This is a genomic window from Bacillus sp. KH172YL63 (assembly GCF_011398925.1).
In the GTDB taxonomy this organism is placed as follows: domain Bacteria; phylum Bacillota; class Bacilli; order Bacillales; family Bacillaceae_B; genus Rossellomorea.
On the sequence record NZ_AP022842.1, the window covers coordinates 298,587 to 314,082 of the forward strand.

A 15,496-nucleotide genomic window follows, 5' to 3' on the forward strand; every position below is an offset into this window, starting at 1 on the left:
GGGTAAGATGGTGTATTCAAATTTTGAATTTTTAAAAGAGAAAAACCAATATGTTGAATTTACAAATGCTTGTCTAGAATCGGAAAAAGCTCTTCTTTTAAGTCCAGCGACGTGCGCAATTTTGGCACGTCGTGCACTAGAGCTTGCTGTAAAGTGGCTTTATAGTTCTGACAGTGAATTAAAAGTTCCTTATCAAGAGAATTTATCAAGTTTGATTCACGACTCTAATTTTCTTGCTATCATTGATGATAATTTACTTCCTTTGTTAAAGTACGTTGTTAAGCTAGGAAATGTATCAGTCCATTCCAACGCAAACATTAATCGTGATGAAGCAATATTATCTCTACATAATTTACATCAATTTGTGGCTTGGGTTGATTACTGTTACTCGGATGAATATACTGCAAAGGAATTTGACGAGTCCTTACTGCAAAAAGGTGAAGAAAGACGAGTTAGACCAAAAGAATTACAAGATTTATATGAGCAGTTAAGCTCTAAAGATCGACGTTTAGAAGAGATGATGAAGGAAAATGATGAACTTCGTAAGATAAACACAATCAAGCGTGAACTAAATACAGATCAATATGATTTCCAGGTCGATGAGATAAGTGAATTTGAGACGAGAAAGAAGTATATTGATCTTGATCTAAAGCTAGCAGGTTGGGAATTCGGTACGAATGTTTTAAGGGAATATGAAGTGACAGGAATGCCTAATAATCAAGGTCTTGGCTATGTTGATTATGTATTGCTCGGTGACAACGGTAAGCCTATTGCAGTAGTAGAGGCAAAACGAACCTCGAAGGATCCCAATGTCGGTAAGCAACAAGCAAAATTATACGCTGACTGCATTGAACAAAGGTATGGGCAGCGTCCCGTTATTTTTTACACCAATGGATTTGAAACATATATCTGGCATCAACCATATCCACCAAGACGAGTATTCGGATTCTATAATCATGCTGATTTAAAACTTGTTATAGATCGTATTACAATGAAACGTGAACTAAAAAGTATCGAAATTAACGATGAAATTACTAACCGTTATTATCAAAAGGAATCAATACTAGCAGTTTGCGACGCGTTGGAACGTAATCAGCGAAAAATGCTGCTAGTTATGGCCACGGGTAGCGGGAAAACAAGAACAGCTATCTCCATAGTGGATGTACTATCTCGCCACAACTGGATTAAGAACGTTTTGTTTTTAGCAGATCGCAAAACACTTTTATATCAAGCAAAGAGAAATTTTAATAACCTTTTACCAAGCTTATCGTTATGTAATCTATTAGATAACAAAGATAATCCAGAAGAAAGTCGGATGGTTTTTTCTACCTATCCTACTATGATGAATGCTATCGATGAGGCGAAGCGAAAAGACGGTAAGAAGTTATTCACCATTGGGCATTTTGATTTAATTATTATAGATGAATCCCATAGAAGTATTTATAAAAAATACAAATCTATCTTTAACTATTTTGATGGTATATTGCTTGGGCTAACTGCTACTCCAAAAGATGAGATTGATAAAAATACGTATGAGGTATTTAACATGGAAAGTGGCACTCCAACGTATGCTTACGAGTTAGAAAAAGCGGTTGAAGATAAATTTCTGGTTGATTACAGAACCATTGAAACAAAGATGAAATTCCTTGAAGAAGGTATTCGTTATGATGACTTAACAGATGAAGAGAAAGAATTTTATGAAGAAACATTTGAGGATGAAGTTGGAGAGGATATTGATAGTGGAGCATTAAATGAATGGCTTTTTAATGCGGATACAATTGATACCGTTCTCCAGAATTTAATGGAAAAGGGTATTCATGTTGAAGGTGGAGACAAACTTGGTAAAACCATAATTTTTGCTAAAAACCATCAACATGCTTTGAAGATAGTCGAAAGATTTGATGTTTTATTTCCTGAGTATGGCGGCGAATTTGCTAAAGTTATAGATTACAGTGTGAACTATTATCAAACCCTAATAGAAGAATTTTCAACAAAAGAAAAAATGCCACAGATAGCTGTTTCAGTAGACATGCTTGATACTGGAGTTGATATTCCTGAAGTCGTTAACCTTGTATTCTTTAAGAAGGTACGATCAAAGTCAAAGTTCTGGCAAATGATTGGACGCGGCACACGATTATGTCCAGACTTGCTAGGAATAGGACAGGATAAAACACATTTCTTAATATTTGATTATTGTGGTAACTTTGAATTCTTCAGGGAAAATCCTAAAGGAATAGAAGGTAAAGCTACAGAAAGTCTGACTGAAAAACTTTTTAATTCAAAGGTTGAAATAATTAAAGAGCTTCAGAGTATGGAATATCAGACAGAGGATTATATTTCACACCGGAATGAAATCATTAATGATGTTTTTGCAGATATTCATGCATTAGATGATGAAAACTTCCGTGTACGCCAGAATCTACAACATGTTCATAAATTCAAAAACAAAGCTAACTGGAACTCATTAACAGTAATGAAGGTGAATGAGATTAAAGAGTATATTTCACCAATAATCGTGCCATTTAATGACGATGAATTCGCTAAACGTTTTGATCTAGTATTGTACACTATTGAGTTAGCTAAACTACAAACAAAGAATGCTACTAAGCCTATTCGCAGCGTTGTAACAACTGCTGAAGCATTATCTAAATTAGGCACAATACCACAAGTAGTTGAGCAAAAGCCTGTCATTGATAAAGTTCTAACTGAAGAGTTCTGGGAAAGTGCTGACATTTTCGAACTAGAAAGTGTCCGTGAAGCACTTCGAGACCTGATTAAGTTTATTGAAAAAGAAAAGCAGAAAATGTACTTCACAAACTTCAAAGATCAAGTGCTGGAAGTCAAGGAGAACGGGCCAATCTTCCACTCAAATGACTTACAAAATTATAAGAAGAAAGTACATCACTATTTACAAGAACACCGAGAAGAACTAGCAATCCATAAACTTAGGAATAACAAACAACTTACTGAGCAAGATATAAAGTCATTAGAAAGTATTCTTTGGAATGAACTAGGAACTAAAGAAGATTACGAGAAGGATTTTGGCGATACTCCTGTTACTAGGCTGGTGAGACAGATTGTGGGATTAGATCCACAAGCAGCAAATGAAGCCTTTTCAGAATTCCTAACCCATGAAAAGCTTAATATTTATCAAAGTAAGTTTGTGAAGCTTATTGTTGATTATGTAGTGAAAAACGGATTAATGGATAAAAAAGTCTTACAGCAAGATCCATTTAAATCTGTAGGTAGTATTGTAGAGCTGTTTAAAGATAATATGGATGATGCTCGGAAGCTTATTGGGGTTATTGATGAGATAAATAGAAATTCGGAAGTTAATACAACCGCATAGTACAGATTAATGTTCTCTCAAGTAAATGCACCTTTAATCCTTAAAGGTGCATTTACCATTTATACAGCAAAAAGAGAATTTATAAAGGAGAAGATGTAAAAATGAAGCTAGTTCGTATAAATATAAAAAACTTTAGGTCTATCAATAGTTGTAGTGTCCAGAATGGAAAAATAACTGCATTAGTAGGAGAAAACAATTCGGGTAAATCTGCTATTCTAAGAGCTCTCAATGCATTTTTTAATTATGAAGAAGAAGAATTGAACTTTATAAATGGGGTACATCAGTATTCAAATAAGAGTCTAGTTAGAATTGAATTAACATTTGAAGATACTCCTAATACAGAACTTTATCAAGATAAGAAACACAATGAGGAATTAATTTTACGGATGACCTATTCATTTACAACAAAGAAAAGGACTCTCCACTATAAAAAAAATGGACTGTATCATCAATTGAATAATGAATTTCTAATTTCATTAAAAGAAAATATTAACTATGTGCTGATTCCACCTAATAGAGATGAAAGAGAAATAATCTGGGCAGAAAATGCATTGATAAGGATAGTGCTAGAAGAATTTTTAAAAAAGAGTACTTCTAGAAGAGATACGCTATCGCCTAAAGTAAAGGATGCAGCTAGGAATTTAGAACGAATAGGTCTTTCAAAAGTACAAGAAGCAATTGAAAAAAATTATTCACTAAACAAAAACTTTGATTTTAAACTAAGCTTTGATAAACAAATTGACTATTCTCTCCTACTGAATGACATTGCTCTTGAAATAGAGGAAAAGGGCTTTAGGTATAAAATTACTGAGAGTGGAAGCGGTATTCAAAGTCTAACAATTATTGCATTATACAGATACCTAGCTGAATTAAGGCATAATAATATCATTCTAGGAATTGAAGAACCGGAAATTAATTTACATCCTCAAGCGCAAAGAGAGTTTATTAAGTCTATAAAAGAAAATAACTCAACTATTGAAGTTCAAATAATTTTCACAACTCATTCAGCTGTTATTGTTGACCAACTTGAACATAATGAAATTATCTTATTTAGAAAGGAAATGGATAGCTCTAGGGGGTTTAAAACTTCCGCCTTTCAAATACCTGCAAATTTTTGGGGAAAACATAATTTAGAAGAATTTAAATATTATCAATTCTACCGCTACAGGAATAGTGAATTCTTCTTTGCTAAGTTCATTGTTATTGTAGAGAGTAAAAATGATGCAGAAGTAGTAAAGTTTTTACTGTCCCAAAATAATATTGATCCTGACTTATTTGGGGTAAGCATCTTAAACCTAGAGGGAATTAAGAACTTATCATATCCCTATTACTTACTAAAATATTTAAATATACCAAATTTTATCATTCTTGATAAAGATTTTTTTGTGCCATACTCCCAGGATAAATTAGAGAATAGCAGATATGACAGTGGCTTTCCAAAGTACAGAAATGAATTTAAAGGTTCATCTCTATTAAATGAATTAATCCCTAAAGAAGTAGACCGAAATAGATTGCTTGGCTTATTTGGAAGAAACCACAGTAAAGCCATGGATTTATTAGAAAAATACAACATCATTTCTATGATGTATTGTCTTGAAATGGATCTCGTAGCATCTAATACGGCCACTAAAGCATACTATCAATTTATTAGTGTACCTGCAGCAGAGGCTGAAAATAAATCTGCAAAGTACTTATTGTTAAATAGGCACAAGCAGATAAAAAAAATCGAAAATATAATGAAAGTACTAAATGCACTACAACATAAAAACTTACCCAATTCTTATAAAAGAATAAAAAAAGTTCTGACAGATAAAATTAAAGAAGTTAACTCTTAATTTTATAAAAGCTTTTATTACAAAGTACAATTAGTTAGGTGTCTTAGTTATTAGACATTAAAGATTTTCATGGCAAAAAACTAAGTCAATCTACTTGAAATAGAAGATCCTATTTTTTCTTGAGTGAAGGGTTGAAATTTGTAAGTACTAATTAGGTAATAAATGGTATGATAATAGTAAAAAAATAAGAGAGGATGATTATTTTATGGGAATGGATGTAACTCCGGATAAACAAAATATCAATACAGTCTTTTCAAACACAACATACTATATCGATTTTTATCAAAGACAATATAAGTGGTCGAATGAACCTGTAAATAGATTATTGGATGATATTTTTTATAAATTTTGTATAGAATACGAGAAGCATAGGAACAATGATATCCCCCTTCACCAGTTAATTGAAGAGTACGGATGGTATTATCTAAATACATATGTGACAAATCCAGTTGGTGGGAAATTATATATTGTGGATGGTCAGCAAAGGTTAACGACTATTACGTTAATTTTAATAAAACTTATGCACCTAGGAGTGAATTTTGGCTCTCCGTTAGTCGATTGGATATCTCAAAAAATTGTTGGTTTCAATGGTTATGAAAAGGAGTTTTGGATGAAGCATGAGCATCACTTATCCACAATGAGGGAATTATATGAGAACAAGGATATCTCTTTAATTAATACCTCTAGTGGTATAACGGCGGTTAACATGGTAAATAATTATGGTGCTATATCCAGATTCATTGATGATAAGTTACAGGATAAACATCAGTATGAAAGTTTTGTTTTCTACTTTTTAAAAAGATTAGTCCTTATTAATTTAAATGTCGAACAAACAGATGTCCCTATGGTATTTGAAGTGATTAATGATCGTGGTGTGAAATTAAAGCCTTATGAAATCTTAAAGGGTAAACTCTTAGGACAGGTGGATAAAAAAGAACTTGAACACTTTCACCTAAACGACCTTTGGGATACTAATATTGGAATGATTAACAGAGACTTTAAAGATGAAGTCGATGAGTTTTTTATGTACCTACTTCGGTCAAAATTTGCTAATACTGTTGGCGAATCTAGAAAGTATGACAAAAACAATTACCACAGAACCATATTTGAAAATGAAGTAAATGCAAAATGGAAATTAAATCATAATGCAAAAGCGGTCAAAGAATTCTTATTGAATGACTTCAAATATTATAGTTCTCTTTATAACAAAACCTTAAATTATTATTCTAAAGAACATGAGCCATTTATACATGTTTATTATAACCGTTTAACTGAAATGGATAGCCAATTTTTATTAACTCTCTCAGTATGTAAATTAAATGATTCTCTAGAAGATGAAAAAATTAAACGAATTTCCTACGAAGTTGATCGCTTTTATGCCCTTTTACAGCTGCAAAAGGGCTATGATAGTAATGATTATAATGAAGCAATATATAAAATAAGTAATAGCATCAGAGAAGAAGATGACTTTAATAATATTCGAAGAGTATTTGACAAGCATTTAATTTCTATGCTCTCAGAGAACCGAGGATTAGAAATAAAAGAACCAATTAGTTATCAATTATTTAAGGATACTGGATTTGAATTAAATAAGAGGTTTAAAAGATATTTTTTTGCTAGAATTGAAAAATTCATTTCAAAGGAAACCAATATGCAAATGAGACATTCATTATACGATTTAGTTTCTAATACAGGTGCTGTTAATGGGTTCCATATTGAACATATTCTATCTGTAAATCCCACAAATTTAGATAAGTTTGATAACGATAATGATAGATTTGAACGTGAAAGAAATAGATTGGGAGGTTTACTGTTACTAAAAGGAAAAGACAATATTTCAAGTAGCAATGAAACCTATAGTGATAAATTAAAAACATATGCAAATACCCTATACTGGAATGAAACTTTAAGACAAGATACCTATAAATCCAAAATTGACTTTAAAAACATGATAAATAATCTTCAGTTAGAATTCGAAGCATTGGATGATTTTGGGCCAAATGAGTTAGAAAAAAGGCATAAATTGCTTTATGCTATTGTTAAAAATATTTGGAAATAAGTAATTTCAATAAAAGTCTAATGCTTTTAATAGTATTAGGCTTTTACTGTAATAGGAGAAAGTGAAATATGCATTCTAAATAGATATTTAGAATGGGCGAGGATTGCGAAAATGATGAACTGGATTCCAAGAGATGTCGAGCTATGCTTAAATGTCAGGGAGAGATTACAATGGGCCTATTCAACTTATCACTAGAAGAATATAAGAAAAAATACGGTGACTTTTTTGAGCCATTAAATAATGATAATGAATTCCTGTTAGAACTTGTTCATCTAGGAAATATAGGAATTAGAAATGGAAATAAAACGAATGAATTCCATAACAAAGTTACTAGATTATTGGAGTATTTACAAAGAACAGCAAATGCTGATCTTGCATTAGTACTTACTGAGACATTGCATGAAATCCGGTTATATACTAAGTTCTATGTTACTGATAATGCGACTAATGTAGGGCAATTATGCACTCTTTTCTCAATTCAATTCGTCCATTCTACAGATAAAATTTATTTTGAAGTTTTAAAGCTGCTAAATTACTGTGAAGGTACTTTAGGTAAAGCGAATATTGATTCTGTCCTTTGTTCAAATATTAAAAAGGTGGATGCTAATATTTATGAGTGGTTTAATTTGGATTTGTCATTAGAACTTTTGCACACATATTTAATTGTGGACCGTGATGCTTTAAAGACTCTGTTTATAGATATGAATGTTGATTGGGGGAATTTTGATGATCAAATAAACGAGAATACCTTTGAAAAATTATTGTGGTATGGGTTTCTATTGAATAATGAAGAACTTCTTAAGGAACAGGTGAACCAATATCCAGAGTTGATGAAGAGTGATAATTGGGGAGTGAAATTCTACCGTTACATTAACAAAAAATTATTAAAAAAAGATAAAATTAATCAAGAGAAAATCGAAGCGCTAATTAAACACTTTAAAAAGTTAGAAGGGTATTCGGTATTTGAAAAAGAAAAAATATCCGAAACAATAATCTCTAAATTAAAAGGTAATAGTTTAGAAATAAGTAAAGGCGATGTTGGTAAAAATAAACAATATAAAGGAATTAAAGAGATTTATAGACTTTCACCTTATAACCTTCCCCCTGGAATTAAATTAGAGGATGTAAATCAAAAAACTAAATTTGAATTGATGGTATATAAGGATGAAAAGATGAACCAAGTTATCAAAACAGTACCTGCAGAGGGTTTATTACATTCCGAGAGAGAAGAAATTTATATAACTAAACCAGTGATGAAAATATTGAATCATCTTGCAAAACCGGGATATATAAAGATTATTGATGACACTAAAAAAAGAAGAATTGAGATGAAGAAAAAAGAGGATCAATTATTTAAATGGCCATCTACTGATGTTTCTGGATCTGGGGAGAACTCTCATAATGAAACAAATGGTTTTGCAGAAATGAGTGCTTTAAGAAAAAGGGGGTATCAAATTACAAATACCACGAGGGAACAAAGGTGGCGTATTTTGCAACTTGCTGTTCCTGAAATAGGATTAAAGAAAGTAGCATACACTATTGCAGGAAATGTAAAGCTAAGAAAAGGCCAGAAAAATGGGACTAAAAAGTTCCGTTATGCTATCTCGGAATGGGAGCATGACTTGGCTAGGTTGAAAGTGAAGTATTATAAAAAAGATTTCATATGGCCCAACACATGAGAAGTAAAGTTCCACTGCCTGAATAGGTAGTGGTTTTTTCTTTATACCCATTCAAATATTTCATTAGGTAGTTCATTATAATTAATTTTTAGTAATATAATCCTATTTAAAGAGTACAAAGTCTTGTAATTATAGGGTACAATTATGTAGATATATGTAATTTTATTACATAATTTGAAGGAAATAGTTGAGGGGTAGGGTGAAAAATGGAAAGAGAGAAATGGAAAGAGGTATTTAGTTCACTATCAGATGAAGAATTAGTTGAAATGATTGGAATATGGGATTTGAAAGTGAAGGGATTTAGAAATATAAACAAAGATAATATTAAAGTTGTTAGGAAGATGGCAATCACTGAGGCTTTGAAAGTTAAGAACCTAAAGTTGATAAAAGGATTTTATAATGTGATGGCAAAAAGCGACAGTGACGAAGAGGATAAAACAGAAAAAAGTATAAGAGATTTAACTTTAGAAGAACTGATAGAATCTTATTCAAACGGGAAGGAGTTACACATTCTTTTAGGTGGACTCATTTCAAGTGAAGAGGAAAAACATCATCAGACCGCTGAAAAATTCATATCAGAAATTTTAAATGAAAATAAAGTGAAGTCATTGGAAGAGCTTACCTTAAATGAAGATTCAGTAGGTGGGTCTGAAGAAGATCCCAATAAAGAAAATAAAAGCGTTAATAGTGATTTAGAGAAAAAGTTTGAGAAAGTTGAATTAAAGAATCAAAAACTTCAAAAACAGAATAATGAATGGGAACAGAAATACATTAACCTGAAGAAGGAATACAAGGAAGAAAAACAACTTTGGATAAAAGAGAAGGCACAGTTACAACATGAGATGGGAAAAGAAAAATCAGATTTAGAAAAACAAATAGGAGAGTTTGAGTCATTAAGAATGGAGAACAGGAAACTACAAGAAGAAATCAAGGAACTTAAAGCTGAAAAAGCTCATTTGCATGCCCAGATGCTTAATTCTCATAAAGAAGTAGCTTTAGCTACGACTGTATCTGAAAAATATGAAGTTGAAAATAATGGAATCACTCAGGTGTTAATGATTGGTGATCCAAAAAATAAAATAATAAAATCATCAAACAATCCAAAACTTTGTGTTCATGAGCCTAATGGAGCAATAGAAAAGATAGATTCAAACAATTTTGATGAGATTTGGATTTTAGAATATCTTGTTTCACCACAAATGAAAAGAAGGATAATGAAAAAATATAAAGATAAAGTTAGAAGTTTTAAAGACTTTACAACATTAAGAAATTTCTTAGAGAAAGGAAGAATATAAGATGAGCACAAAAATATGGGAGAATGATTTAATAGGGGTTTTAGATGTTCCGAGCCTAGATGAAATTCCATACAGAGATTCGATCTTTATTAATAAACAAAATAGTCTTCAGTTTTTGGTTAGGATTATTTCTCAACCATCTGAGAGCTTTCCTAACGTAAAAACTGTTACGTCGTTTTATTCAGACCTTGAGCAGTGGGGTTTTGAAGATGATTATCAGGAGGATGAATATTTTCGTAAAGAAAGATTGAGGGAATGGTTAGATGATCGTCTGCTGGTATTTAAAGTCGAACGCAGAACTAAATATACTCATGAAGAAGTGTTTAATGCGAAGGATGTAAGGGTTTTACCTAAGCTCCCTAGTTTTAATCAAGAATTACGCTTAATTCCTGTCCCTATTTTTAATAAGAATTCTCATAGTATAGATCTTGATGAATTTGTTTATCGTCTTGCTAATAAAAAATTTGTCGGGAGAATTGAGAATATATCCCATGAGACTAATGATACTCCTTCCTTAGTTTTATGGAGGGAAGACCTTGAAGAGGATGAACAGTATAAAGTATTTGGGGAATTCGATAAACACCAGTATGCCTATGGAGGCTTCAGTTTTGAGTTAAGAGAAGATTTGAAAGAGATCAAATTCAAACAAGAATGGATGGATGAATGCTATTTTTGTAACAATATTGAAGAGTTAGTATATGTCCCTCTTTCAGTTTACCAGGAAATTACAGTAGAAATGGAAAATGCGCTTCCGATATCTTTTTCTCCACGAAGAGAAAACAACTTTCAAGAAGAAGTTGTAACTTCTGTTATTAAGAATAAGGAAGATATTAATGACCTACTTAAAAGTGAAAAAGAAGTAGCGGCTACTGCTCAAGAAGTGAAATCTGAAATGTTATCGAGCACACCTCCGTTGGTCAAAGAAGGAGAAAGAGAATTTCTTGAGTTATTTTATGCAAATACACAAGATTCTGGTCTATCTTACCATTTAGAAGACCTTATTAATTTTCACACTTCAATGAAGTCTTCTTCTCTGGTAATTCTATCTGGTATGAGTGGGACTGGTAAGAGCAAATTAGTTGATTTATATAGTTCTTCTTTAGGGTTAAAGGGGGACCAGCATACCGTCATTCCAGTAAGTCCTTCTTGGACATCCGATTCAGACCTAATTGGATACGCAGACACGATGCATATGGTATACCGTCCCGGAGACTCAGGCCTTATTAATGCTTTGAAGAAGGCTGAAAGTCAACAAGACAAATTGTTTGTTATATGTTTCGATGAAATGAATTTGGCAAGAGTAGAACACTACTTTTCACAATTTTTATCTATATTAGAAATGGAGCCAGGTAAGAGAGTTTTAAGGCTATATAATGATGATCTTGAAAGCAGACTTTACAACTCAGCTCAATATCCACCTACTATATCAATACAAGATAATGTTTTGTTTGTTGGTACAGTAAATGTTGACGAGTCAACGTATCATTTTTCAGATAAAGTGTTAGATAGAGCAAATGTTTTATCTCTTGAAGTAATGCCATTTAATCAGCTAAAGGCTCTACCAGAAAAGAAGAAACATATTGCAGGACGTAAAGAAGAAGTTGATTTTGAAACTTACAAATCTTTTAAAAGTGAAAATAGATTAGTAACATTATCAGATGAAGAGTTAGATTTGCTATGGGAGGTCCATCAAGCTCTTCAGCTAGTAAATCGTCAAGTTGGAGTAGGTCCTAGAATTGTTAAACAAATCGACCATTACCTTGCCAACCTTCCAATACAAGAATATGTTTCAAGAGAAGAAGGAATGGATCTTCAATTTGTTCAACGTATATTGACTAAGGTTAGAGGTTCCGAGGAACAATTAAGAAGTTTACTTGGTGTATATACTAAAGAGGGAGATGTAATTGAAAGTCAGTTAATTTCTTTATTGGAAAAATATAACACTATTTCAGCATTTTCACAAAGTATAAAGACAATTGAACAAAAAGCGAAAGAGTTGAAGTTGAATGGTTACACGTTCTAGCAACTTGGATTTCTCAATAGAATTTACACATACATTTAAGGAAGGCGAACAGGAAAGAGTCCCAGTGAGACATTTTGTCAAAGAAGTTCAGGACTGGGATGATAATCTACATTCATACACTATTGTCCGTGAGAATATTAACCTCGAATTATCGTTTAACAGTAAACTGGAAAATGCAAGATGTGCTATGGATGGATTTGATATCTTAAATGATGAGAAATTGAAATTTGATGAGAAGAACTTCCCTTATATTAGTCCGGGATCCCTTACACTATATAAGCATAAAGCTGTAACTGAATATTATCCTTATATTCCAGGAATCTACTGTTTGACTGTCACAATACAGGAGGAAAAATTTTTTTCTTTTATTAAGGTTATATCTAGTAGACTAACAGATGATCAGCTCCAATCAATGCGCATAGAAGTTGAAAATCAACTGAAGGGGTTGGCTCTTGACGTAGTAAGAAAACAAAGTGTTTTTCAAGGTTTGGAAGAGTTAAACCTCGATATGTCATTGTTCCAACAATTTAAAACACTGGATCATTATTTTGGGGATATCTCTACGATTATTGCTGACTTAACTAAAAGAGTGCGTTCTTCTTTGAAAAAAGAGTACATACTTCAGCCTGTTGAGAAGCCCTCTCATGTCGATCCTGTATCAATCCATTATCGATTAAAGCATCCCGAATCAACAAACTACTTAAAAACAAGAAAGAATATAGTAGATTATGATCTGCCTGAAAACAGGCTGTTAAAGCAAATTATTAACAAGTGGATTAGTGTACTTGTTGATTTTATCCAACAAATTGATTACAACTTAGAGAAGTTTAATGGTGACAATGAGATCTTTTCTTCATATACATCAAAAGGGAGGAGGAAAGATTTATTAATCGAATTGGATAGCTTCAGAACACGAGCGACTCAAATGAAAGCAGCTCTGAATCAGTTAAGGATCAGTCCTTGGTATCAAGAAGTTTCAGATAGAGCAGCTTTAGTTGTCACAAATAAAATGTTTATTGATATCAGGTATAACAAGATTTACAAAATCCATCAGCACTTGTCTTTCGAAGAAGTTGATTTATCTTTGCACCCTGGATGGAGTTTTCATTGGAAGAGGACGGATCAATTATATGAGATTTGGAGCTTCTTTAAGGTTCTAAATATCTTTAAAGCCTATCACTTTACGTTTGGTAACGTGCCCAAGTGGTTGCTCAATGGAAGTGAAGAAGGCTTAAAAGATTTAATGGTTATACCGACCATTCCTAAGGGTGCTAGCTTTGAACTACAAAAGGGAGACTTAAAACTGAGGATTGTTTATGATAGGGAGATTCCTAAAGAACCTTCTCAGACCGATCATAAACAAAATCCAATTTATACAACCGGTGAGAATAATACTCCTGATATTCGCATAGATGTATATATTCGAGAAATATTTATTGGAAGTATCATAATGGATTCTAAATACCGTAAAAAACACGTTTTAATGGACTCTAAGTACCAGCTTACTAGTTACGCAGATCATGTTCGGTCACCCTATATATATAACAAAAAACGGTGGGAACGAATTCGGCCGGTGCACCGGGTTTTAGTTCTTTATCCAGATAAGTGGGGAAAGACAGAAGTTGAATATTTGGATGATAAGAGCATCAGTTTGGTACCTTTAACACCTGAAACTGATTTTAAGGAAATTGGTAAGATGATTCAAGGGCTTGTGGATGAATTGGTGTTGGATGCTGAAGATGCGGGAGTTATTCTGTTAGAAGAGTAAGATTTTAATATGACAATGCAAGAGTAGATTAAAAGAGTTTTTTTATTTTTTATAAGGAGATGAACTATTTGAAAGAGGCATTATATTATCCTAGTTTCTATATTGATGATGAAAAGTGGTTAAAGTTTGCTTTGCTTTACTTGGGTGAAGTTGTAACTATTACCCCTAATGAAGCAAGCATTAATCACACGTATATGCATGAAATGGTATTAAGGGAAACAAATCTTTTTTCTAGTCATTCTCCTAGAGAGTCTGAGGTAGAAACAGCTGCATATGGATTAGGTGAGTTCGTATCAAGAATTTCTATGAATCCACTTTACGAAAATCCTCAAAAAAAATGGCGCAATAGAAGCAATAATGACTGGGAAATATACTACGGGAAGATGTCTTATAAGTTACAAGAAATGTTGCTTGAAAAAGAGTGGGCTATGAAAACGGAAAATGGGTTAAATGTAAATCCTGATTTGGCATCTCAGTATATGACTTTATTAGCAAATATTATTGCTGGCAATCGAAATATTCCTACTATCACAGATAAAAAAATGCCAGTGGATTTTTTAAGTATGAATCGGAATGTTAATAAAGAAATTAATAGAGATAACAGAGTGCTGACATTATCTAATGAAATAGAAATTTTTTTACCAAGAAACATAGAGGAAATAAGTATAGAAGAAATTATTGAATTTAGAAACAATCCGGAAAATAGCCGTAATTTAACTGAACTTCATAATGCAATAAAGGATATGAATAATTTAACTGAAAATATTTTTTCTGATAATGAAATGTTAAATCTAAAGAAGAATTTATTTGATGCAAAAAAGCAATATAAGAGTAAGTTAGCCAGTCAATTCACTGTAGGGGCAGGATCTGCTTTTGGGATATACCAGTTGATTAGTGGTGAGGCACCATATTTAGACTTTATAACAGAAGTTCTAGGCTTGGGGGTTATAAGTGGCGTTAGGTGTGTTTATGGCAATTTAAATGGTTATAGGACTACTAATAAAGCGATAGGATATTTATCGGATATTGAAAATTTAACAAAAAGAAGTAGAGGAAGGAGATATATATATCAAAGTAGTTAACAGCTAATATCGGATATATCGTAAAAATACTTTGTGTAAATTCCTCAACGCTTGAAACATAAAAAAGGTCGGGTACCTCGACAGCAAAACCTTGATATAACGCACTATTAGCACACAGGATGAAAGATATTGCACACTCTCACCTTAGGGACGGCATGATGATATCTGCTCCCTAAAAAATCCCTCTGAACTATTATGGTCTGGAGGGATTTTTTGTTGATTAATTTTAAGAGGATGATGGAATCTGATTTATTGATGATATTTAAAATATTTAGATAATTATATAAATTAAAAGTTACAAGCTCCCTAAAGTTTATTACCCCTAACCTTGTTGTTTAGAAGAACCTAAAAATTTTTACTAATATTTCTATTTAAGGTAAAATTGGTATAATTATAAATTTATAGG

The 15,496-nt window shown here is 32.3% G+C and carries 8 protein-coding genes; all 8 read left to right on the forward strand.

All coding sequences use genetic code 11. The annotated features are described in order from the left end of the window. The first annotated feature begins 7 nt into the window (after positions 1-7). Positions 8-3,349: a DEAD/DEAH box helicase family protein gene (locus KH172YL63_RS01630; protein ID WP_173104476.1), complete on the forward strand. Its 3,342-nt coding sequence runs from the start codon at positions 8-10 to the stop codon at positions 3,347-3,349. Positions 3,350-3,450: 101 nt separating this feature from the next. Then, positions 3,451-5,184, forward strand: coding sequence for an ATP-dependent nuclease (locus KH172YL63_RS01635; RefSeq protein WP_173104477.1), 1,734 nt, complete (start codon positions 3,451-3,453; stop codon positions 5,182-5,184). Between the two features lie 205 nt (positions 5,185-5,389). Beyond that, a complete protein-coding gene (locus KH172YL63_RS01640) occupies positions 5,390-7,243 on the forward strand; it encodes a DUF262 domain-containing protein (RefSeq protein ID WP_197747085.1) in 1,854 nt (617 codons plus the stop codon). 170 nt (positions 7,244-7,413) lie between these two features. Beyond that, a complete protein-coding gene (locus tag KH172YL63_RS01645) occupies positions 7,414-8,922 on the forward strand; it encodes a hypothetical protein (RefSeq protein ID WP_173104478.1) in 1,509 nt (502 codons plus the stop codon). 206 nt (positions 8,923-9,128) lie between these two features. Then, entirely contained in the window at positions 9,129-10,217 is a 1,089-nt protein-coding gene (locus KH172YL63_RS01650) for a hypothetical protein (protein WP_173104479.1), read from the forward strand. Position 10,218: 1 nt separating this feature from the next. Beyond that, positions 10,219-12,240 carry an McrB family protein gene (locus tag KH172YL63_RS01655; RefSeq protein ID WP_173104480.1) on the forward strand — a complete coding sequence of 674 codons (2,022 nt, stop codon included), beginning with the start codon at positions 10,219-10,221 and terminating at the stop codon, positions 12,238-12,240. After that, positions 12,224-14,008 (forward strand): DUF2357 domain-containing protein, encoded by a 1,785-nt coding sequence (locus KH172YL63_RS01660; protein ID WP_173104481.1) that lies wholly within the window; start codon positions 12,224-12,226, stop codon positions 14,006-14,008. Before KH172YL63_RS01655 ends, KH172YL63_RS01660 begins: the two co-directional genes overlap by 17 nt. Before the next feature lie 68 nt (positions 14,009-14,076). Continuing rightward, positions 14,077-15,090: a hypothetical protein gene (locus KH172YL63_RS01665; protein WP_173104482.1), complete on the forward strand. Its 1,014-nt coding sequence runs from the start codon at positions 14,077-14,079 to the stop codon at positions 15,088-15,090. Positions 15,091-15,496: the final 406 nt, after the last annotated feature.

What these genes read in the sequence shown, in the direction of transcription:
- KH172YL63_RS01650 (WP_173104479.1), top strand. Translation starts at nt 9,129, where the DNA reads ATGGAAAGAGAGAAATGGAAAGAGGTATTTAGTTCACTATCAGATGAA.
- KH172YL63_RS01640 (WP_197747085.1), top strand. Translation starts at nt 5,390, where the DNA reads ATGGGAATGGATGTAACTCCGGATAAACAAAATATCAATACAGTCTTT.
- KH172YL63_RS01660 (WP_173104481.1), top strand. Translation starts at nt 12,224, where the DNA reads ATGGTTACACGTTCTAGCAACTTGGATTTCTCAATAGAATTTACACAT.
- KH172YL63_RS01635 (WP_173104477.1), top strand. Translation starts at nt 3,451, where the DNA reads ATGAAGCTAGTTCGTATAAATATAAAAAACTTTAGGTCTATCAATAGT.
- KH172YL63_RS01645 (WP_173104478.1), top strand. Translation starts at nt 7,414, where the DNA reads ATGGGCCTATTCAACTTATCACTAGAAGAATATAAGAAAAAATACGGT.
- KH172YL63_RS01630 (WP_173104476.1), top strand. Translation starts at nt 8, where the DNA reads ATGGTGTATTCAAATTTTGAATTTTTAAAAGAGAAAAACCAATATGTT.
- KH172YL63_RS01655 (WP_173104480.1), top strand. Translation starts at nt 10,219, where the DNA reads ATGAGCACAAAAATATGGGAGAATGATTTAATAGGGGTTTTAGATGTT.